Raw genomic sequence first — 21,006 nt, 5'->3', positions numbered from 1 at the left:
AACATCAATCGCGGTGCGGTGGTGGCTCCTCGGGAGTCCACGCCGGCGCCTGACCTGGCTGCCCAGGAAATAGGAAATCGACGAAAGCTGAGGCCGTGGGCTGTGGTTCGTGGTTGGCCAGCCCTGGCCGTTCGTTGGCTTCGATGAATGCGTAGTCAACACCGGTGATGTCGGGAACCATCAAATCGATGCCCGTCACCGGAATGCCGATCGCCTCGGCCGCCGCGACCCCTACCCGACAAAGATCTTCATGCACCCGGGCCGTGACGTCGTGGATCGTCGCGCCCTGATGGAGATTGGCGGTGCGGCGAACGCGGAGCCGAATTCCCTCGGGCAGCACATCATCCAGCCCCCAACCGGCATCACGAACCGTCGACTCGGTGAGGTCATCGAGCGGGATACGGGACTCACCCCCGGTGGCCGCGGAACGCCGTCGGCTCTCGGCCGCAATCAGGTCCCGCACGGTGTGCTCCCCCGTGCCGATGATCTCCGGGGGCACCCGCAGTGCTGCCGCAACCACCCGGCCGTCGATCACCACTAACCGAAGGTCATCGCCTTTTACCCGCTGCTCAATCAGCACCTCCGGGTGTTGTTCGCGCGCCCGCGTCAGGGCCGTCGTGAGCTCATCTTCGGCGACGACGCCGACGGTGATGCCCTTGCCCTGTTCTCCCCGAGTCGGTTTGACGACGACCTCTCCGACCTCGTGCAAGAAGGCGTAGTCGTCATCGTTAAACGTGGCCAGGCGGGCACGCGGCACGGTGATGCCTGCCTCGGAGACCAGGCGCCGGGTCAGGCGCTTGTCGTCGCACCGGCACATAGCGATCGCCGAGGTGAATTCCGACAGCGACTCGCGGGTAATCAGGGTGCGGCCGCCGAGAGACAGTCGCATCTCGCCGGTTTCGGCATCGAGAACCTCGACCTGGATTCCACGTCGCAGCGCCTCATCGGCGATGATTCGCGCGTACGGGTTGAGGTCATCGACGGTTTCCGGGGGCGGGCTGAACAGCGGCTCGTTGATCGCGTTCTTCCGCTTGATCGCCAGCACCGGAACGCGGCGGAAACCCAGCTTTTCGTAGAGCGCGATGGCGGCAACGTTGTCATGGCCGACCGACAGATCCATATAGGCGCGCCCGGCGCTGCGGAAGTGCTCAGCCAGCGTGCGGGTCAGGGCCTCGCCCATGCCGGGCAATCCAGCAGCCGGGTCGACCGCCAGTGTCCACAGGCTCGACCCGTGCTCGGGGTCGGAGAACAACACCTCGTGGTCGACGCCGGTCACGGTGCCCACCACCGCGTCGTCCTCGTCGCGGACGGCGACCAGGTAGGTCACCGCATCCGCGTGCAGGTGGTTGTCCCAAATCGTCTCCACCGGCGCGGGAACCATTCCGCAGCGCACGAAGACGCGATTCATCGCATCGGCATCGGCGGGGTCGTTCAGCGTGCGCACCGTCACGCCCAGCGGTGACGGCGCCAAGTCTTCCTCGTGCGCGGGGGTAAAGCGCAGTCGATAGGTGTGACTGGGATCGATGAAGAGCTCGGTTGGCGCCCGGGCGACCACGACGTGAGACTCGCGGGCGTAGATGCAGATGTCGCGGCGACCGGGCGCTTCTCGTCGCAGCGCCTCGGCCAGCGTGTCGGGATCGGCAAACGTCTGGCCGAAGATGAGCCTGCCCCAACCCAATTCGAGCTCGACATCCTTGGCCATCGCGTCCACCAGGTGGGGCGGCGACGCACCGTGTAAGCCGAGCGTAATCGCCTCGGGATGGTCGTCTGAAGGATCGAGGTCCGTCATGCGACAGGCCCTGTCACTCCGTGGCGCTGCAACCACAACTCGAGCAGGCCGATCTGCCAGAGTTCATTGCCGCGCAAAGGCGTCAGCCTGCCGTTGGGGTCGGTCAACAGCGCGTCGACCGCCTCGGCGTCAAACAGCCCGCGCTCCTTGGCGATTGGCGCGTATAGCGCATCCCGGACCAGATCGAGATACGGGCCTTCGAGGTGGGTCAGAGCGGGAACCGGGAAGTAGCCCTTGGGCCGATCGATAACCTCCGACGGGATCACCCGTCGCGCAGCCTGTTTGAGGACGCCCTTGCCCTCGTGGGCGATCTTCAGCTCCGGCGGACAGGTTGCGGCCAGCTCGACCAGCTCGTGATCGAGGAAAGGAACCCGCCCCTCCAGCCCCCACGCCATAGTCATGTTGTCTACCCGTTTCACCGGGTCGTCCACCAGCATCACCGTCGTATCGAGCCGCAGCGCGCGATCAATACCGGTTTCGGCCCCAGCGCGAGCGAAATGCTCGCTGACGAATCGCTCGCTGGGATCTCCCGGCGCGACGTAGCCCGACCCCAACATGGCCGCAACCCCCGCCGCGTCGCGATCGAAGAAAGCACCGCGGTATTCAGCGACGGCACCCTCGAGGGTCGCGGCGGCCGGCGAACCCATCGGCGGGTACCAGTGGTAGCCGGCGAACACCTCGTCGGCACCCTGACCCGACTGCACCACCTTGACGTGCTTGGCCACTTCCTGGCTCAGCAGGTAGAAGGCAACACAGTCGTGGCTGACCATCGGCTCACTCATCGCGCCGATGGCCCCGTCGAGCGCCGGCAGCATCCGATCTGTTCCGATGCGGATCTGGTGGTGATCGGTGCCGAAGCGTTGGGCCACGATGTCCGAGTACTGGAATTCGTCGCCCTGGACGTCGCCCACCGACTCGAAGCCGATCGAGAAGGTCGACAGCCCGTGTTGACCCGCCTCGGCGAGCAGGCCGACGATCAGGCTCGAGTCCACGCCGCCGGACAACAGGCAGCCGACCGGCACGTCGGCGACCAGTCGGCGCTCGACAGCGAGGCGCAGGCTGGACAGCACGGCGTCTTCCCAGTCCCGCTCGGACCAGTCGGAGCGATCCTCCTGCCTGCTGAAGTCGGGCGTCCAGTAGGTCGTGGTGGTAGATCGACCGTCGGGCTCGATGGCAATGAGCGAGGCGGGCGGCACCTTACGGACGCCGCGCAGGATCGTCAGGGGCGCGGGTACCACGGAGTGAAACGTCATGTAGTGGTGCAGCGCGACGGGGTCTATCCGGGTGTCCACACCGCCACCGGCCAGCAACGCCGGCAGCGTCGAGGCGAATCGGATGCGGTTGCTGTCCTCGGTCAGGTACAGGGGTTTGATGCCCAGCCGGTCACGGCCGAGCAATACCCGGCCGCTCTCGCGTTCCACGATGGCGAACGCGAACATGCCCTTGAGGCGGCTGACGAAGTCGTCGCCCCAGCGGTGGTAGGCCTTGAGCAGGATCTCGCTGTCGCTGGTCGAGAAGAACCGGTAGCCGTAGCCCTGGAGCTCGCTGCGCAATTCCTTGTAGTTGTAGATGCAGCCGTTCCAGGCGACCGTCAGGCCCAGCTCGGCATCGACCATCGGTTGAGCGCCCGCCTCGGTCAGATCGATGATCTTCAGGCGACGATGCCCTAGCGCAACGCGCCCCTGTGACCACACGCCAGCACCGTCCGGCCCCCTTGGTGCCATGACGGCAGCCATCGCCGAAACGGCAGCTACGTCGGGCACCCGATTGTCGAGTCGCACCTCACCAGCGGCTCCGCACATTTTTCGAGCCTAGCCGCGTTGCTGTCAAAAGGAGATGCCTGCGCCCGCAAACCCGCGGCCGGTCCGGTTGTGTGGTGTGCGGTTTGCCCAGGTCAGACCAAGCTGTCGTGCACCGCGAGGACGGGCCACTCGTCTGGCACGCCCTTTAGGTGGTGACTGCCGCGGTCGTCGAAGGCTAGCCCTGACCCCAACACGAGCGGCGGTACCGCGCCCGACACCAAAACCTCATCGGGTTGTGCGATTCCCATGATCCGCGCCGCGATATGTACCGCGATGCCGTGCACGTCGCCGTCCTCCACCTCGACCTCACCGGTGTGCAATCCCGCGCGAATATGCAGGCCCAGATCCCCGGCCGCGTCTCGAATTGCGCACGCACAGTTGATCGCTCGCGCCGGGCCGTCAAACGTCGCCAATGCGCCGTCTCCGGTGAACTTGACCACCCTGCCGCGCGCACCGCAGGCCTCTCGCTCGACCGCCAGGTTGTGCGCGGCGAGGATCGAGTTCCACGCCTGGTCGCCCAAAGCCGTTGCACGCTCGGTCGATCCGACGATATCGGTGAACAGCACCGTGGACAGCACCCGATTGCTCGGTCTGGACCGCCGGGCGCCGGTCAGGAACGAACCGATCTCGTCGAGCACCCGATCGGAGTCGCCCGCGAACCATTCGTGGTCATCCCCGTCGAACTCCACCAGCCGCGAATGGGGAATCCGTTCCGCCACGTACTTGGCATGGCCCGGAACGACAAACCGGTCGCCTCGTCGATGCAGTACCAGCGTCGGCGCCTGAATGCTCGGCAAAATCGATCGCAAATCAGTGTGTTGAAACAGATCGCTGATTGCCTTGAAGTAGCCGCGTCCACCGGCGAGGCGCTCACCACGGCCATACCAGCGCCGCTTCGCTACGTCATGGCTCCAGCTTGGGGCAAGCAATTCAGTCGCCGCACCGGTCCCCGCGGTATCCCCGACCAGGCTCGATAGCTTCCGCAACGCTGCTTCGGGAATCGCGAACGGCTGATCGGGTGTGCGCAGGTAGTACGCGTAGGGGCTCCACAGCACCAGCGATCTCACCCGATCGGGGTGGCTGGCCGCGAGCAACATGGCCGGAAGCGCCGACCCCGCCATCGCGAACACCGATGCCCGCTCGCTGCCGGCCGCGTCGAGCACCGCGAGCAGCCCGTCCGTCCACGCTTGCATCGCGGGACGTTCGTTGATCGCCACGGCGTCGGAGCTACCGACGCCCAGCAGATCGGTCAGGATCAATCGGCCATACGAGCCCAGCCGGCGAAGATGGCCGGCAACCGTGTGGTCGTCCCAGATCAGGTCGATGGGGAACCTGGGTGTGGGCACGAACAATAAATCGGGTCCGAAGCTACCGGCGAGCTGATACGCCAGGTTGACGTCACCATCGCGCGCGTAGACGGTTTGAGGGGTCACCGCCATGCCCATGAGCATGACAGCAAACCCTCGTAATCGCCTGATTTCGGCCTCGACTCTCCCCTGTGGGGTCGCGGCCTCGTCAACTGTGGTGCGGCGGAGGCTGGTTCACGCGGCCCGAGCAACGCGGATCAGCGGGTGGCACCGAGCGCGAGTGCCCTTTTGTTAAACGGAATTGCGGTCCCCGTTCACCTGCCGACGAGGGCCGATGTGCGCCGTGAATCGTATTGCCGCCATGCCGGATTCGGCGATAGGGTAAGGGTCATGATCAACAACAGCATCGGGACAATGTTCATCGGCCACGGCGGTGGCGCTGGCGGCGGCCGTGGTGGTGGCGCTGGTGGTGGCCGCGGCGGCGGTGCCGGTGGCGGCCGTGGCGGTGGCGCTGGTGGTGGCCGCGGCGGCGGTGCCGGCGGCGGCCGCTAAATCTAATACGTTTTCCTCTGCGCCCCTTCAGTTCTCATTGCGTATTCGTGGGGCGTCGAGAGTTGCACTGCGCTTGTCCCGTTCAGGTATTTGAGCCTCAGCGGACTTCGCTGTCGTACGCGGACGTCCCGATAACCGCGACACGGCTGCCGGGCCAGTAGCCCGGCGGCCGTACTCTCGTGGTGCCCGTTGCGTGACTGCGAGTCCTGTCCGCCGGCTATGAGGCCGCGAAATCTGGGCCCGCGATTCGCAGGCAAACGGAACGACTGGAAGACTGCCGGCATGCAAGCGATCAGCGGCACTGTGCGTTCGGCCTCCCCGCAGGACGCGGCCGCTTGCGTTGCGATCTACCGGCCCTATGTCGAGAACACGATGATCAGTTGGGAGCTCGAGGCCCCGAGCCCTGACGAGATGGCTTCGCGCATCGCCAACGCCCAAAAGGCGCACGAATGGCTCGTTCTCGAACACGACGATCAGGTCATCGGGTTCGCCTACGGCCACGCGTTGATCAGCCTGCCCTCCTTCAAATGGTCATGTGAGACCGGCATCTACATCAGCGGCGACCGTCACCGCGCGGGTTGGGGCCGCCGACTATATGCGGAGGTGCTGCACCGGCTCGGCGAGCGCGGCTACCGGCGGGTCTTCGCCGGGATCACCCAACCCAACGAGGTCAGCAACGCATTTCACCGATCCTTCGGGTTCGAGGATGTCGGCGCCTGGCCGCGGGTTTATTTCAAGAACGACCGCTGGCATGACGTCGCGTGGATGCAACTCGATCTGGGCCCTGGCGAGCAGCAGGGACCGCCGGGTCCAATCAGCCAATAGTCGATTGTGTTGCGCCGCAGCCGTATAGCGCGGCTCTCACTTGCGCGTACGCAACGCGACGTAGTACTCGTGCCGCCGGGTTTTGTCGACCGTATAGCTGACCGCCTTCGTGACGCCGTCATGATCGACATCCACCCAGCGCTCGGTGCGCTGGCGCTCAAACTCGCTCCAGGACGTCACGGTGAACCTCTCGAGGAACGAGTTTGGTTCCTCGACACTGTGATACAGCCGCCAACTGTGGCCGCCTGTTCGCAGCCGGGACTGCCTGACCTCCCGCATCGCTTCGATGAATTCGTCGAGGTTCTCCGGCGGCACTTGGTACCGGACGGCTACCAGCACCGGACCGTCTTGCGGGCACGGTTCGAACACGAGGGTTGGTGTCGGCCAGGCACTGGAAACCTCGACACTCTCCGTCCCGGTGCACGGCCGCAACGGAAGCACGGCAACGCTGAGAGCGGCGCCGCCCAGCACCGCCGCCGACCAGAGCATCGCGTCGTCAAGTCCCCAACGCGTTGCGAGGGCACCCCAGATATAAGCGCCAAGTGCCTGAGATCCGGTCGAAACCAGGAGATAAACGGACAACCCGCGGGCCCGAACCCAGCGCGGCAACGACAGCTGCGCTGCGGCGTTCAATGACGTCAACGTGATCAGCCACGCCATCCCCGACAGCATCAGGAACGGAATCGCCGCAGCAAACGGCATCCAGACCACCGCCAGCGGTGCCAGGCCGTACGCGACGGCCGACACCGCCAACAGCACGTTGTCCGACATTCTGTCGTGCAACGGCCCGGCAGCTATGACCCCGAGGATGGCGCCAAAACCGATGGCCCCCAGCGCCACACCGTAGCCGCCGGCTCCCAGGTGCCACTTATGCGCGGCCGCCACCGGGAGCAGAGCCAGTATGGCCGAAGCGGGAAACAGGAAAAGGGCTGTGCGCAAAAGGATCCTGCGAAAGATCGGACTGTTCTCGATGTATTGCAGTCCGGTGATGATGGCCGGGCCGATGCGTTCCCGCTCGAGGGGCACGATCTGCTTGGGCCGATTCCACACCCGCAGCGCGATGATGATTGCGGAGAACGACACCGCGTTGATCGCGAAGACCGCCGCGGGGCCGAGCCACGCCACGACGATGCCGCCGATCGCGGGTCCAATGGCGCGAGTGGAGTTGGCCGAGACGCTGCCCAAAACCGACACCGCGGGTATCTGCTCGCGCGGGACGACCTCAGGCTGAATTGCCTGCCACGCCGGTCCGGTGAGCGCGGAAGCGAAGCCGATGGCCAGGGTGAACAGCAGAAGCGCGGTCGGGGTAAGCCGACCAAGGTTCGTCATGAGTGCCAGAGCGAGCGCTACCAGCACGGCATACGACTGCAGGACTATCAGTAGCCGCCGCCGGTCGAATAGATCGGCAAGCACACCGGCGAACAATCCCAAGAGCAGTGTCGGTCCCAGACTCGCCGTCTGAACCAGGGCCACGATGACGTCTGGGCTGTGCTGTTCCACCAAGAACCATTGGGCCGCCACCGCCTGCATCCAGGTCCCGATATTGGAGATGAACTGCGCGACGAACAGGCCCCGGTACACGGGATTGCGCAGCGGTGCCCACGTCGACGGCTTTCCCCCGTCGGCATGTTCCTGGTCTTGAATTACTGCTGAACCGATGGTCGACTGCCCCTCTGCTCGGCCAGTGCGCAACAACGAAGCCGACTGGCGCCCACGCGTTGTATAAGGATTAGAAGTTTAAGACACCCACAGCCAGCGCTCTCACCTCGGATCCATAGCCAAGAACCACTGGGGCAATGCCACAATTCCAACCGCTCTATCTACTGGCGGACAGTCAGCTGCTGTTCTGGAAGCAGCGGGGCCGACCGTTGCTGGAGGCGGCACTCGACGGGTTGGCTCGCGATACACAACTCAGCGCGGCCTACGTCGGTGCGTCCAATGGGGATCGGCCAGAGTTCTACGAGATCTTCGAGGCGGCGATGGATGCGATTGGCATCGCCAACCGTCGCATGATCGACTCGTCGTTCGGCCCAGACGACCGCGGCTTCCTGGCAGGCGCCCAGTTGGTCGTCCTCGCCGGCGGCGACGTCCGCCTCGGCTGGACGACGTTCGAGAAAACCGGAATGAAAGATGCGATCCTTGGCCGGCATGCCGATGGAGCGATCCTGGTGGGCATCTCGGCCGGCGCGGTCCAGCTCGGTGAATACGGAATCGTCGAGACACCGGAATCCTCGGTGACCGAGTTGCTCGACGTGTTCAAGCTCGTGCCCGCGGTCGTCGACACGCATGACGAGCGTGTCAATTGGGCGCGGTTGTCGCACACGATTCAATCGCTGCAGGGCGCGGCCATCGGGCTCGGAATCCCCTCCGGGAGCGGAGTCATCATCCACCCGGATGGCAGCATCGAGCCGCTGCGCGGACCCGCGCACCAATTCCGCTACGACGGACGACAAGTCACGCACTCACTGCTGCGCGTCGAAGACTAAGTGGTGCAACCCTTTACGCGCTGTCTCCGTCTACTGGCGCAGCTTCGAGGGTCGCAACTTTGTCCAGGCCGCTGATCGTGAGGACCCGAACCAGTAAGCGGTGCACGATGATATGCAGCCCGTCAACCTTGTCGGCATGGTCGAAAAGCGCGTTGATTCCCGCGCTGTCGAGATACCTGACCGTGCTGAGATCGATGGTGATCGGGCGTCGGGTCCCCGCGCTCGCCGTGTTGAGTGCCTCGATGAGCCGGGCGACGTTACTGAGATCAATCTCCCCCGTCGCGGTCACCCTGGGCCTCCCGTCAGGACCGTGGTCGGTATTCAGCGTGAGCTCTGCGGCCATTAGGCGATCCTCGCGTACAAGTGAACTGTGGTGCCGGCTTCCGTGGAGTGAATCGTGATGTCCTCCACCAGGCCTCGCATCAGGGTGATACCGCGGCCTCGGTTGGCTCCGGGGACGGTGCGCGGGGTTTTCCAGCTGCCCCTGTCGATGACGGTCACGTGCAGTGCGTCGACGACCGCGGTCGCGCGCAACGAAACGGTGCCCTCGCTTTGGCCGCGGTAACCGTGTTCGATCGCGTTGGCGACGGCTTCACCGACGGCGGTCAGCACGTATTGAATCTGATCGGGCTCGACCCCGACCTGGGACAGCCAGCCGCGCAACGCATCACGGCTCGGGGCGAGGTGATCGACGTCGGCGGCGAAATTCATCGTCAAGGGGGCGGGCTGCCGATAGAGCAGCATGGCCACGTCATCCAAGTAGCCACCCCCCGGCTCAAGGCGGACCATCAGATCGTCTGCCACCTCATCGAGCGACTGGGAACGGCCATCCTGAACAAGATCGGTCGCGCTGGCGATGCCTTCGTCGATCGAACGACCGCGGCGTTCGACCAGACCATCGGTGTAAAGCAACAACGTCGACCGTGCCGGCATCGTGACACGGACTTCGGGTCGCAACCAGTCCGGTCGGATCGCCAGCGGAAGCCCATGTTCGCCATCCAGCTGCTGGGCAGTTCCGTTGGCATGCACCATGATCGGCGGTGGGTGCCCAGCATTGGAGTACACCAGCTCCCCTGTATCGAGGGTGAGCACCGCGCAGAACGCGGTCGTGCAGCGCGCCCCGGGCAGCTGCGCGGCGAAGCGGTCCAAACCGGCGAGAACCGCACTTGGACCGAGCTGGTCGAGCAGCAGTGCACGGCATGCGCTGCGGAGCTGACCCATCACCGTCGCGGCAGCCAGGCCATGGCCGACGCAGTCACCGACGATCAACGCGACTTGCCCGTCGTCGAGATCGACGACGTCGTACCAGTCACCGCCAACCTGCAGCGGATGGCTGGCGGGGTGATACCGGACCGCAAAGCCTCCCGGCAGAGTCGCCGGGCCGAGCATCGCGTGCTGCAGCGCCAAGGCGGTCTCGCGTTGCTCGTCCAATTGGTAGACGCGGTGCAGGCCTTGACTGAGCCGCCCGCCCAGCACCTTCAGTAAATTGTGATCCTCCGAAGTGAATGGGCGCTGTTCCACCAGCTCGATCCACACCACGAGCACGCCGCGGGGATGCTGCAGCGAGATGCCTGCTGTACCAGCCTCTCCGGCGATCGTGGTCAACAGATCGGAATCGCGGAGCGACTCGATCAGCAGCCGGTGGCGCGCCAGCAGTTGGTCCCAGGCACAGGGCTCGCCGGCACACACCAGCGCCGGTGCGTCCCCCTGGGGAGCGTCGCGGGCGAACGTCACGGCCAGAACGCGGCGCGCGTTCCACGTCTGCCGTAGTTCTCCGACCGCACCCCGCAGCGTCTCATCAAGCGTCTCCGCTTGTGCCAGTTGCTGGTTCAGTGCCCCCAGGGCAAGCTGACTCTGCACGATGTAGTGCTCGGTCGTGATGTCGCGCACGGTGCCAACCATGATTCGCCGCCCGGTGTCCGGGTCGTCCACATGGTTGAAGTTGGCCGCAACCCACAGTCGGTGACCGTCGCGATGGACGACGGGAGCCGCCAAGGCGCCTTGGGTTTCGTTCAGCAGTTGGTCGAAGACCCCCGCGACTTGCCGGTGACCTTCAGGGTCGGTCTCGGCGTCCGGCCACCATGGGTGGGGCGGCTCGTACGGCAGCTGTTCGGAGCCGTACCCGAGCATCTCGGTGAAGGCGGCGTTGATCTCGATGACGGCACCGCGTTCGTCGCAGACAAAGAACCCTTCCTGTAGCGAATCCACCAAGGCCGCGCGCCACCGGTTGTGGTGGCTGCGCAACCGCGACAGTTCGACGTTGGCGCGCACCCGGGCCAAAAGCTCGGCGGCCGCGAACGGCTTGACGAGATAGTCGTCGGCGCCGGCCAGCAAGCCTTCGATGGAGGCTTCCTGTCCCGCCCGCGCCGACAGCAAGAGCACGGGTAACGCAGCGGTGCGCGGATCGCTTCGCAGCGACGCGAGCAGCTGCAGACCGTCCAGCCCGGGCATCATGACGTCGCTGATGACGAGGTCAGGAATCTGGGCGCGGATGGCATCCAGCGCCTGCTGCCCATCGCTGACAGCGGTGACCTGGTAGCCCGACGTCTGCATCAGACTGGCCAGGTACTCACGCATGTCGGCGTTGTCATCGGCGACCAACACGCGCGTCCGCTCACCGTCTTTCCCGGCGGGCGCAACGGCGGTCATCATTGCCGTGGTGCCGGCATCGGATCGTGCGGCGCTGGCGTCGCCCGGGAGCCAGCGCAAGGCTTCCTGCACATACGGTTCGGCGATTACGCCGGATGTCGGAAGGCCCGCCGGTGGCGCCGAGACTTCGTCGCTCGGCAAATGCGCCGAGCCAAAGCCCAGGCGGATGATGAAGCTGGTCCCGACGCCCTCCTGGCTGTCCACCTCGATGGTGCCGCCGTGCAGCCCGATGAGTTCTTTGACCAGAGCCAGCCCGATTCCGCTGCCCTCGGTGGAGCGCGCGCGTGCGTCTTCGATGCGGTGGAAACGCTCGAAGAGCCGGGGGATTTCGGCAGGAGGTACGCCGATCCCGGTGTCAGTGACGGTGACCACGGCATCGGCGTCGTCGCGGCGCACGGTCACCGCGATGGAGCCTTCGAAGGTGAACTTCATCGCATTGGAGAGCAGGTTGAGGATCACCTTCTCCCACATCTCGTGATCCAGATAAATCGGTTCGTCGAGGGGCGGGCAGTCCACCGTGAACTCCAGTCCGGCCCGATCGATCGCAGAGCGGAACACGCTCGCCAAATCCGCTGTGACAGTTGACAAATCGACGGGCTCGAATCGCGCCCGCATTCGCCCCGCCTCGATGCGCGAAAAATCCAGCAGTGTGTTCACCAGCTTCGCCAGCCGCAAGCCGTTGCGGTGCACGAGCTCCAGCTCGTGGCGCGCCTGCTCATCGACCCCGGTCGCCCGGCCGCGCAACTCATCGACCGGTCCGAGGATCAAGGCGAGCGGAGTGCGGAATTCGTGGCTGATGTTCGAGAAGAACGCCGTCTTCGCCCGGTCGAGTTCGGCCAGTTCCTCGGCACGCTGCTGCTGAGCTTGGTAGCTCCGCGCACTGCCCACACCCGCGGCGATGTAGCGGGCCACGAGCTCGACGAAACCACGGTAGCCGTCGTCGAGCTGGCGGTACCGGTTCAGCCCGGCCACCAGGAATCCGACCGGTGCTCCGCCCTGCTGCAACAGCGGCACCACCAGCGCCTGAACGGGCGGCTCCGGCCAGGCGCCGGTGGGCAGATTGGGTGAATCGCTATCGAGCTCGATCAGGTCGGTGACGCCATGCGCCAACTTCTCGATGGGCCACGCGGAAAGGTCGCCGCCCGGGAGTATTTGTGGCGCCGCGGGATGCCCGGGTGCGATCCCGCTGACGCCAGCCAGCAGCGCCTCGCCGTGATCGCCGAACAGATAGGTCGTCGTGAAGGGCAGGTCGTATGGGTTGTTCGCGAGCTGCCGGCCCGCGTGGTCAAGCATCTGGCGTTCGGTGCGCACGACGGTCGGATCGGAGCCCAGGTCACGCAGCGTCGCCATCCGGCGCTGCGCGATCACCCGATCGGTGTCTTCGCGGACCACGCAGAGCATCCCGACGATGCTCGCGTCGTCGTCACGCAGCGCGCTGTAGGAGAAGGTGTGATAGGACTCCTCGGGGTAGCCCGACCGCTCCAGGATGAGCATCAAGGCCTCGTCCCAAGTGGGCTCGCCCGTCGCCAACACGCCGTCGATCCGCGGACCGATGTCGTCCCAGATCTCGGCCCACACCTCGCTCGCCGGACGACCCAGCGCCCAGGGGTACTTACGACCCAGGGTGTCGCGGCGATAGGCGGCATTGCAGAAGAACGTCAGCTCCGGGCCCCACGCCATCCACATCGAAAACCGCGATGAGAGCAGGATGTTGACCGCGGTGCGGAGGCTTTGTGGCCATTTCTCCACGGGCCCGATCGGGGTGCCCGCCCAGTCGACGGCGGCCAGGTCAAGGCCGATCTCCTGGTCTGCCCGGAAAACCACTGCCAGCCCTTCCGAAATGTGCTCAGACCAAGAGGCCGTCACCTGCCGCTGCCCGTCGCGGTCCCCTAAAGAAAAGCATCGACAGCCTCGCCGTCGCTAGCTTTTCGCTGGATAAAGCACACCCGCGATGTTCTCGCGGGCATGCGGCTTCGCTAGCTGACTTATCCGGTTTGCGCCTTCTACTGCGCGTGGGCTGCCAGATAGTCGGCGACGGGAATCGGTGCGGATGTGGCGTAACCGATGGGGAGCAACACGTCACCAGCGGTCGTGACGCAGTAGACGTCCCAGCGGTAGAACGCGGCAAACGCAGCGGGATCGGCCCCGATCAACGCGGCGTAATCGTCGACCGCCCGGACGTATTGGTGCGCGTGGTTGTAGGCGTAGATGGCGTGATCGCGGTCGTTGGCAAAGCCGTCGGCGGCGAGCATCCGGCCCGCCGCCATGATGCTGTCGCGCGGCGAATTGATGTCCCCGCCTTGGCCGTAGGAAGCGAACGTCGACGGCAAGAATTGCATGGGGCCTTGGGCGCCGGCGGTGCTCACGCCGTTGATGCTGCCGAGGCGGGTCTCGACCAGGTTGATCGCGGCTAGGTAATTCCAGCCGACGCCGGAATCCGCCTCCGCCGCGTGGTAGTAACCCAGCAGCTCGTCGGCCGGAATCGGCGGGTCGATGCGCCAGGCGGGCAGCGTATCCCGCACCTGTGCCATCGCCTGAAGCTGTCGCCGGGCATCGACATTGCGGTCGTAGACATCGAGCAACGACGACGGGACGCGCGGTCGCGTGATCGCGTCCCACTCCGGATGCCGCCCGATGGCCCGGTAGGCCGCTTGCTCGCGGTGCGCGGCCGCCGTCAACGCCGCTTCCGGCGTCGACGGGTCGCGCAGCGCGAGCTCGTCAGCGACAAGGTCGGCGGCGAGCTGTGCCGGGTCGGACGCCAGCTGAGGCTGCGCGCCGAGGGGCATGCTCGGCGCCTCAGCAAACATCGTGGCTGCCGCCGGTGACGCCGTCGACGCTGGGCAGACGACGAGTGCGAACACGATCGTCGCGAGGGCAAGCGGCGCGGCGCGCATCAGGCTACGGTTCACCGCGTCCACCACCATGGCCCGAGTCTTTCGCATCGGACCGCATGACTTCAACGCTTCTGTTCCGCTCTTAGAGGCCGGGCAAGCAGATGGGCGATCCGCCGCAGGTGTTCGCCGGGGAGGGATCCCCTTCGAGAATGTGCGCACCGACTGGAATGCCGCCCTCGGTTCCGGGATGACCGAGGCTGCCGCCGTAATAGTGGTGGCACCTGTTCATGTCCCACACCACGTCCGGCATCGGCAGCGGACTGCCGGGACACCATATGTAGCTGCACATCGCCAGCTGGTTACAGATGCCCGTTCCCGGGTCGGCCTGAGCGGTTCCCGCGCCGGGGCCCACACCGGCCAGTGCTGCGGAGCCCGTCAGTAATGCTCCGGCGATGATTCGCTTCATGTTGTTCTCCTAGCCGGTGTCCTGCCGGTGGTGGCGTTGTCGGGCGATCACACCGATGCCGGTTAGCTACCGATCCCAATCTGGAGTTGTCTGCCCGAGCCACCCGTCCGATTCTCCCTGTACAGAGGCCAGAAGAATAGCCCCAAGCCGCAAACGGGTCGGGGCTATCGTCGGTTGCTTATTCTTTGATCGACGTAATGTAAGTCGTCACACGAGACGGCTGCGCCGGGAGGTCGAACTGAGCGTGAAGGGTAGGCCGACCAAGGCCGACGTTGCGCGAATGGCGAACGTCTCGAGCGCGACCGTCAGTTACGTGCTGAACAACTCTGTGGGGCGGACCATCTCGGCGCAGACCCGCGCCGCCGTCCGCCACGCGGCCGCCGAATTGGGGTACCGCCCCAACCTTGCCGCTCGCAATCTCGCCCGCGGCAAGAGCGGAGTGGTGCTGTACATCGTGCCGCAACTCGCCGGCGGTGAAATGCCCATGCACGTCGGCACTCACATGACCACCGAGTTGACCCGCCGCGGGATCATGCAAGTTCAGCTGTTCGAGACCGAGCACGACGATGCCGTCGCCGACGCCATCAACCACCTCCAGCCGATCGCAGTGACGAGCCTGTTTCCTTTGGGCCGCAAGGGTTCTGATGCCGTCAAGGACGCGGCCATCCCCTACATCTGCGTCCACACCCTGCCGGGGCTCGGCGATCCGCAGTACTCCGTCGGACAGATGCGCGTCGATCATCTTGTCGCACGGGGTCATCGCAATTTGGCTTTCGCGTACTCGGGTGATCGTCGGTGGCGTGCACTGGGCGACTACTGGATCGACGGCGTCCGACGCGCCGCACGCCAGCACGGGCTGCCCGACATCGTCGTGACGACGGTGACGCCAGACGACAGCGCCACCGTGGTCGGCGAATTGCGCGCAACGGGCGTCACCGCAGTCTGCGCGCAGAGCGACGAGATGGCCTTTGTGGTGCTCGACGGCATGCGACGCGCCGGCCTGCGGTGCCCTGACGATCTGGCGGTCATCGGCGTGGACGCCACGCCCCTGTCCCCCTTCAGCATCCCCGCACTGACGACGGTGGCGTTCGACTTCACGGCGATCGCCGAAGTGGCACTGTCTGCGGTTTTGGTCGAACTTGGCCTTCCCGACGAATCGCGTCCCGCCGCCAGCGACATCGCGACACTGGTCGTCCGAGAGTCCACCTGACGAACTCCGACGTACTAGACACTCACTAGTTACGCGCGTAACCTCTGTCGGGCAACGACCCCATTCTCACGAGCGGAGCGGCTCGTCGAAAGGATGAAGGACAGTGACCACCACCATTCCCGTCTTCAATCCGTCCAACGAGGAGCAGATCGCGGAGGTCGTCGACTCCGACCAAGCGGCCGTCGACGCGGCGGTGGCTCGGGCGCGCGAAACGTTCGAATCGGGGGTGTGGCGCAAGCTGCCCGCCCAGCACCGCGCCGAGGTCCTGTTCCGGGCCAACGCCCTCATCAAAGAACACACCGACGAGCTCGCCGCGCTCGAGTCCAAAGACAACGGCATGAACGCCACCGCTGCGCAGCAGATCATCAAGGTGGCCAACGACATGCTGCTGTATTACGCCGGCTGGGTCGGCAAGATTCACGGCGAGTCGAGCAACGTGGTGTCCGACGGCCTGCTCGGCCACTACGAGAACTACCACAACTTCACCCAACTCGAGCCGGTCGGCGTCGCCGGCCTGATCATCCCGTGGAACGGGCCATTCTTCGTCGCGATGCTCAAGGCCGCACCGGCACTCGCGGCGGGCTGCAGCGCCGTCTTGAAGCCTGCCGAGGAAACGCCGCTCACCGCGCTGAAGATGGAAGAGATCTTCCGCGAGGCGGGAGTGCCCGACGGGGTCTTCAACGTCATCACCGGCTACGGCGAGACCACCGGTGCAGCGCTCGCCGCGCACCCGGACGTCGACAAGATCTCGTTCACCGGCTCGACGGAGGTCGGCAAGCTGATCGTCAAAGCGGCGGCGGGCAACCTCAAACGGCTCACACTCGAGCTGGGCGGCAAATCTCCGCTGATCATGTTCGACGACGCCAACCTCGACAAGGCGATCATGAACGCGAGCCTGGGCCTGCTCGTCGGGTCGGGCCAGAACTGCTCGTGTACATCACGCATCTACGTTCAGCGCGGCATCTACGAGCAGGTCGTCGACGGCATCGTCGGCTTCGCCCAGATGCTCCCGATGGGCGGCAGTGAGGATCCCGAATCCGTACTCGGGCCGCTGATTAGTGAGAAGCAGCGCGTACGTGTGGAAGGCATTGTCGCCGAGGGGGTTTCACGCGGCGCCGAGATCAGGACCGGCGGCAAGCGGAAGGACCGCAACGGCTTCTTCTACGAGCCCACGATCGTCACCAACACCACGCCCGACATGCGACTCATTCGCGAGGAGATCTTCGGCCCGGTCGGCTGCGTCATTCCGTTCGACGACGAGGACGAGGTGCTCGCCGCGGCCAACGACACCGAGTACGGCCTCGCCGGCGCCATCTGGACCGAAAACGTCGGCCGTGCGCATCGCGTCGCGAATGAGCTTCGCGCGGGCCAGGTCTGGGTGAACTGCGCGCTCGGCGCGGACCCGTCGATGCCGATCTGCGGCCACAAGCAATCCGGCTGGGGCGGCGAGCGCGGCAAGAAGGGTATCGAGCAATACTTCAACACCAAGGCGGTCTACATCAGCCACTAGTCGGCTGCGACCGGTCCGCGCCGAGGTGTCGGCGGACGCGGCACCCGCACTTTCGGTGTCATGCATAACGATTGCCAAACAATCTGGCGGGTCGCGGATTTGCTGGACTACTCCGAAAACCCTTGCTATCAGGCGTGATTACCGAACGTAGGCGGTCTCATCGTTGCTTGCCGATGCGGTCGAGAGCAGACCGATACATACGTTACTTAGCCTCAGAATCCGTTGGGGCGAATGCCCGAACGGATTCTCCTGGGGGGACAGGTAACAACATGAAAATGAAACGAGTAATCGGCGGGTTAACCCTCGCCGGCGCCGTTGGCGCAGCGGCAATGGGGGTCGGAGCCGGCGTCGCGAACGCAGATCCGGCGTTGGCACCGCAGGCTCCCGGGCCACATGAGCCGGGTGGGCCAGCCAATCCGCCTCCCGGCGGTCCGGCCGGACCCGGTGGACATGGGCCGGGCGGGCCGGGTGGACCCGGCGGATTCGACCAACATGGCCCCGGCGGGCCGGGCGAACACGGCCCTGGCGGGCCTGGCGGCCCCGGCGAGCACGGCCCGGGCGGACCCGGCGGATTCGACCAACACGGACCAGGCGGCCCCGGCGAACATGGACCGGGCGGACCCGGCGGATTCGGTCCGGGCGGACCAGGCCAACATGGTCCGGGCGGCCCTGGGGGGCCGTGGCACGGGGATGCCCAGCGCGGCTACTTCCACGGGGCCCCGTGGGGAGACGGGCAGGCGCCGTGGGGAGCAGGAGAACCACCGCGCCCGGCATGGAACCGACCGCTGCCCCCACCCGGAGGTCGGTGGACGGGCGGCCCGATCAACTACTGGGGATATCAGGAAACCCCCATGTGGAATCAGGGGTTCAATCAGTGGGGCATTAACTTCTTCGGAGTGTGGATCCCACTGTAAGGGGCGGCTTTTCGCGGTGCCCGCTGTGCAGTTGGCGCAGCGGGCACCGTGGCCCAATTGATTCCGAGCCGCTTCGCCCGGCTAGGTGACCAGCACGGTTCGGCCGCCTCGACGCCATTGGCGGACGGTCGCGATCGCTGTCTTGAGCCCGCGGCGACGCCCCGTCCCTAATTTGGTCTCGGTGAATCCAGGCTTCAGTTCGGCGAACATCCGCTCGCTGCGAGTTTCCGGCGCGTCGTCGGAGGTGTCACGTAAGTACTTGTCCGGCAGCGAAAGTTTGGCGATGGTACGCCATGCCTTGCCGTACTGCATCAGGAATGAGCCTGTGGTGTAAGGCAAGTCGTACTTGTCGCACAGTTGACGCACTCGCAACGAGACCTCGTGCAACCGGTTGCTTGGCAGGTCGGGAAACAGGTGGTGCTCGATCTGGTGGCACAGGTTGCCACTCATGAACCGAAGCAGCCATCCCCCTTCGAAGTTGGCACTGCCCAGCATCTGGCGCAGATACCACTGGCCCTTCGTCTCGCCGACCATGTCGGTCTTGGTGAATTTCTCTGCGCCATCAGGGAAATGACCGCAGAAGATCACCGCGTTGGCCCACACATTGCGGATCACGTTGGCAACGGCATTGGCCCTCAACGTCGACGTGTAGGTCGCACCGGGCGACAGCGAAGTCAGCGCCGGGAGCGCGACGTAATCTTTGACGACCTGCCGGCCAGCCTTGATTGTGAACTCGCGCGTCCGCTGCCAGATGATGTCGCGTTCCGGGCCGGCCTTCAACAGTTTTTCGAGATCGACGGTCTGCAAGCCGATTCCCCACTCGAAGCCAAGTGCGAGAAGCGCATTGAACAGCAGGTTGCCGACGTTGTAGCGCTCCCAAGGCTGGTCGCGGGTGACTCGCAGGATGAAGTAGCCGACATCGTCGTCCATTCCGAGGATGTTGGTGTACTTGTGGTGCTGAAAGTTGTGGGCCGCAATCCAGTGCTTGGACGCCGCACCCATGTCCCACTCCCACGTCGTGGAGTGGATCTCGGGATCGTTCATCCAATTCCACTGGCCGTGCATGACGTTGTGGCCGATTTCCATGTTCTCGATGATCTTGGCCATGCCCAGGGTCACCGTTCCAGCCCACCACGCCGACCGTTTCGAACTGGCGGCCAGCAAGAGTCGGCCGGCTACCTCGAGGGCACGTTGCGCGGCGATGGTGCGATGGATGTAGCGAGAATCGCGCTCACCTAGGGAATCCTCAATGTCGAGCCGGATCGCATCCAGCTCAACGGCCAAATTCTCGATGTCGGCCTCCGTTAAATGCGCGAAGGCCGGAACATCAGTAATCGCCATGGTTTCCCCCCTTTGTGCTGCTGTGCCATCGCCACGTGCCTAAAAGGCCGGCCGAGCCCCCTTGCTCTCATTCTTTAACGCGGCTAACGGTTCTGTGGTTCCCCCTGGGTGACATACTTACGTGATCCTTATGTCCGCAGGTGAGCCAGTTTTATTGCACATCAACATTGTTCGTCGGCATTACGCCTGTGAAGCCGCCATTCGGTCTTTGCTGAGCCGCAAAACTCAGGCGGTGCGACGGCGTCGCAGGAACGGGTCGCTGAGCGACGGCGGTTGATACCCCGCGTCGGAATGGGACAGCGTCACACCCGGCGGGACGATCTCGTCGATCCTGTCGAGGATGTCGGTCGACAGCGTCACCTCGGCCGCTCCGATCTGCGACTGAAGATGGTCCATCGTGCGCGGTCCGATGATCGGTGCCGTAACCCCGGGGTGCTGCATGACGAACGCCAATGCCACGTGAATCAGCGACAGGCCAGCGTCATCGGCCAATTGCCCAAGCGCGTCGGCAGCCTCGAGTTTGCGCTGATTGCTCGGACTCGACATGTCGAAGCGTCCCGGTATCCGGTTGCGGCGCTTGGACTCCGGCAGGTCCTTGTCTTTGCGGTAACCGCCCGACAGCCAGCCACCGGCCAACGGACTCCACGGCAACACGCCCATCCCGAAGTCTTGCGCAACAGGCAAGACGTCGGCCTCGATCCCCCGCACCAGCAATGAGTAGGGTGGCTGCTCGGTGACGAACCGACTGAGGCCGCGCCGCTCGCTGACCCACTGCGCCTGCACCATCTGGTGAGCGGGAAAGGTCGAAGAGCCGAAGGCCCGGATCTTGCCTTGCCGCTGCAGATCGGTCAGTGCTGACAGCGTCTCCTCGATGTCGGTGTCCGGATCAGGCCGGTGTACCTGGTAGAGGTCGATCCAGTCGGTGTCCAACCGGCGCAGACTGTTCTCGACTTCCCGCACGATCCAGCGGCGCGAGTTGCCCTGCATGTTGGGATCCCCGCCTGCGGCGCCCATCGGAACGCCCATTTGGCCGTGAACTTTGGTGGCCAGGACCACGTCGTCACGCCGGGCCCCGGCCAACGCTTTCCCGACGATGACCTCGGACTCGCCCTGAGAGTAGACGTCGGCGGTGTCGATGAAGTTGATCCCGGCGTCCAACGCCGCATGGATTGTCGCGATGGACGCCTCGTGGTCGGGCTCGCCCCAGGCACCGAACATCATGGCCCCCAAGCAAAGCGGGCTGACCTGGATTCCTGTTCGTCCTAAGCTCCGATATTCCACACAGCGAGTCTAGGCGTCAAACTTACCCGCCCGGCCAACG

16 protein-coding genes are annotated in these 21,006 nt (G+C 65.1%); 6 read left to right on the top strand and 10 right to left on the bottom strand.

The window, feature by feature from the left end:
- Window positions 1-4: 4 nt before the first annotated feature.
- The 3 genes from ngg to LMQ14_RS09865 form a co-directional block, all read right to left on the bottom strand.
- Window positions 5-1,789, bottom strand: a complete 1,785-nt coding sequence (gene ngg, locus LMQ14_RS09875) for an N-acetylglutaminylglutamine synthetase (RefSeq protein ID WP_267734562.1) — start codon at window positions 1,787-1,789, stop codon at window positions 5-7.
- Window positions 1,786-3,591, bottom strand: coding sequence for an N-acetylglutaminylglutamine amidotransferase (locus LMQ14_RS09870; RefSeq protein ID WP_267734561.1), 1,806 nt, complete (start codon window positions 3,589-3,591; stop codon window positions 1,786-1,788). Before LMQ14_RS09870 ends, ngg begins: the two co-directional genes overlap by 4 nt.
- A 92-nt stretch (window positions 3,592-3,683) precedes the next feature.
- Window positions 3,684-5,030 carry an adenylate/guanylate cyclase domain-containing protein gene (locus tag LMQ14_RS09865; protein ID WP_267734560.1) on the bottom strand — a complete coding sequence of 449 codons (1,347 nt, stop codon included), beginning with the start codon at window positions 5,028-5,030 and terminating at the stop codon, window positions 3,684-3,686.
- A gap of 258 nt (window positions 5,031-5,288) precedes the next feature.
- On the opposite strand from LMQ14_RS09865, the gene LMQ14_RS09860 reads away from it, so the two are divergent.
- The gene (locus tag LMQ14_RS09860; RefSeq protein WP_267734559.1) at window positions 5,289-5,450 is read left to right on the top strand and encodes a hypothetical protein; all 162 of its coding nucleotides are present in this window, start codon (window positions 5,289-5,291) and stop codon (window positions 5,448-5,450) included.
- A gap of 282 nt (window positions 5,451-5,732) precedes the next feature.
- Complete coding sequence (locus tag LMQ14_RS09855; RefSeq protein WP_267734558.1) at window positions 5,733-6,275, top strand: GNAT family N-acetyltransferase; 543 nt, start codon at window positions 5,733-5,735, stop codon at window positions 6,273-6,275.
- Between the two features lie 36 nt (window positions 6,276-6,311).
- Here LMQ14_RS09855 and LMQ14_RS09850 read toward each other — a convergent pair whose 3' ends face one another.
- Window positions 6,312-7,967: an MFS transporter gene (locus LMQ14_RS09850; protein WP_267734557.1), complete on the bottom strand. Its 1,656-nt coding sequence runs from the start codon at window positions 7,965-7,967 to the stop codon at window positions 6,312-6,314.
- A 104-nt stretch (window positions 7,968-8,071) separates the two neighbouring features.
- On the opposite strand from LMQ14_RS09850, the gene LMQ14_RS09845 reads away from it, so the two are divergent.
- A complete protein-coding gene (locus LMQ14_RS09845) occupies window positions 8,072-8,761 on the top strand; it encodes a Type 1 glutamine amidotransferase-like domain-containing protein (protein ID WP_267734556.1) in 690 nt (229 codons plus the stop codon).
- A 13-nt stretch (window positions 8,762-8,774) separates the two neighbouring features.
- Here the strand turns inward: LMQ14_RS09845 and LMQ14_RS09840 are convergent, their stop codons facing one another.
- From LMQ14_RS09840 to LMQ14_RS09825, 4 genes are all read right to left on the bottom strand, one after another.
- A complete protein-coding gene (locus LMQ14_RS09840) occupies window positions 8,775-9,104 on the bottom strand; it encodes an STAS domain-containing protein (RefSeq protein ID WP_267734555.1) in 330 nt (109 codons plus the stop codon).
- On the bottom strand, window positions 9,104-13,234 hold the full coding sequence (locus LMQ14_RS09835; protein WP_267734554.1) for a SpoIIE family protein phosphatase: 4,131 nt from the start codon (window positions 13,232-13,234) through the stop codon (window positions 9,104-9,106). The genes LMQ14_RS09840 and LMQ14_RS09835 overlap by 1 nt, the downstream gene beginning before the upstream one ends.
- Before the next feature lie 179 nt (window positions 13,235-13,413).
- Complete coding sequence (locus tag LMQ14_RS09830) at window positions 13,414-14,352, bottom strand: lytic transglycosylase domain-containing protein (RefSeq protein WP_267734553.1); 939 nt, start codon at window positions 14,350-14,352, stop codon at window positions 13,414-13,416.
- Window positions 14,353-14,386: 34 nt separating this feature from the next.
- Window positions 14,387-14,710 carry a hypothetical protein gene (locus tag LMQ14_RS09825; RefSeq protein ID WP_267734552.1) on the bottom strand — a complete coding sequence of 108 codons (324 nt, stop codon included), beginning with the start codon at window positions 14,708-14,710 and terminating at the stop codon, window positions 14,387-14,389.
- 280 nt (window positions 14,711-14,990) lie between these two features.
- Between LMQ14_RS09825 and LMQ14_RS09820 the strand changes: the two genes are divergently transcribed.
- The 3 genes from LMQ14_RS09820 (at window position 14,991) to LMQ14_RS09810 (ending at window position 18,344) form a co-directional block, all read left to right on the top strand.
- Window positions 14,991-15,920: a LacI family DNA-binding transcriptional regulator gene (locus LMQ14_RS09820; RefSeq protein WP_267734551.1), complete on the top strand. Its 930-nt coding sequence runs from the start codon at window positions 14,991-14,993 to the stop codon at window positions 15,918-15,920.
- 103 nt (window positions 15,921-16,023) lie between these two features.
- Complete coding sequence (locus LMQ14_RS09815) at window positions 16,024-17,430, top strand: aldehyde dehydrogenase family protein (RefSeq protein ID WP_267734550.1); 1,407 nt, start codon at window positions 16,024-16,026, stop codon at window positions 17,428-17,430.
- Window positions 17,431-17,699: 269 nt separating this feature from the next.
- Window positions 17,700-18,344, top strand: a complete 645-nt coding sequence (locus tag LMQ14_RS09810; protein WP_267734549.1) for a chitin-binding protein — start codon at window positions 17,700-17,702, stop codon at window positions 18,342-18,344.
- An 81-nt stretch (window positions 18,345-18,425) separates the two neighbouring features.
- On the opposite strand, the gene LMQ14_RS09805 is transcribed toward LMQ14_RS09810, so the two are convergent.
- Both LMQ14_RS09805 and LMQ14_RS09800 read right to left on the bottom strand, forming a co-directional pair.
- On the bottom strand, window positions 18,426-19,685 hold the full coding sequence (locus LMQ14_RS09805; protein ID WP_267734548.1) for a fatty acid desaturase family protein: 1,260 nt from the start codon (window positions 19,683-19,685) through the stop codon (window positions 18,426-18,428).
- A gap of 225 nt (window positions 19,686-19,910) precedes the next feature.
- A complete protein-coding gene (locus LMQ14_RS09800; RefSeq protein ID WP_267734547.1) occupies window positions 19,911-20,966 on the bottom strand; it encodes an aldo/keto reductase in 1,056 nt (351 codons plus the stop codon).
- Between the last annotated feature and the right edge of the window lie 40 nt (window positions 20,967-21,006).

It is taken from the genome of Mycobacterium sp. Aquia_213, assembly GCF_026625985.1.
Taxonomy (GTDB): domain Bacteria; phylum Actinomycetota; class Actinomycetes; order Mycobacteriales; family Mycobacteriaceae; genus Mycobacterium.
The sequence above is the reverse complement of the archived record's forward strand: the minus strand, read 5'-3'. Positions and strand labels throughout refer to the sequence as shown.

What these genes read in the sequence shown, in the direction of transcription:
- LMQ14_RS09805 (WP_267734548.1), bottom strand. Translation starts at nt 19,685, where the DNA reads ATGGCGATTACTGATGTTCCGGCCTTCGCGCATTTAACGGAGGCCGAC.
- LMQ14_RS09870 (WP_267734561.1), bottom strand. Translation starts at nt 3,591, where the DNA reads ATGTGCGGAGCCGCTGGTGAGGTGCGACTCGACAATCGGGTGCCCGAC.
- LMQ14_RS09865 (WP_267734560.1), bottom strand. Translation starts at nt 5,030, where the DNA reads ATGGCGGTGACCCCTCAAACCGTCTACGCGCGCGATGGTGACGTCAAC.
- LMQ14_RS09825 (WP_267734552.1), bottom strand. Translation starts at nt 14,710, where the DNA reads ATGAAGCGAATCATCGCCGGAGCATTACTGACGGGCTCCGCAGCACTG.
- LMQ14_RS09820 (WP_267734551.1), top strand. Translation starts at nt 14,991, where the DNA reads ATGGCGAACGTCTCGAGCGCGACCGTCAGTTACGTGCTGAACAACTCT.
- ngg (WP_267734562.1), bottom strand. Translation starts at nt 1,789, where the DNA reads ATGACGGACCTCGATCCTTCAGACGACCATCCCGAGGCGATTACGCTC.
- LMQ14_RS09855 (WP_267734558.1), top strand. Translation starts at nt 5,733, where the DNA reads ATGCAAGCGATCAGCGGCACTGTGCGTTCGGCCTCCCCGCAGGACGCG.
- LMQ14_RS09860 (WP_267734559.1), top strand. Translation starts at nt 5,289, where the DNA reads ATGATCAACAACAGCATCGGGACAATGTTCATCGGCCACGGCGGTGGC.
- LMQ14_RS09845 (WP_267734556.1), top strand. Translation starts at nt 8,072, where the DNA reads ATGCCACAATTCCAACCGCTCTATCTACTGGCGGACAGTCAGCTGCTG.
- LMQ14_RS09840 (WP_267734555.1), bottom strand. Translation starts at nt 9,104, where the DNA reads ATGGCCGCAGAGCTCACGCTGAATACCGACCACGGTCCTGACGGGAGG.
- LMQ14_RS09830 (WP_267734553.1), bottom strand. Translation starts at nt 14,352, where the DNA reads ATGCGAAAGACTCGGGCCATGGTGGTGGACGCGGTGAACCGTAGCCTG.
- LMQ14_RS09810 (WP_267734549.1), top strand. Translation starts at nt 17,700, where the DNA reads ATGAAAATGAAACGAGTAATCGGCGGGTTAACCCTCGCCGGCGCCGTT.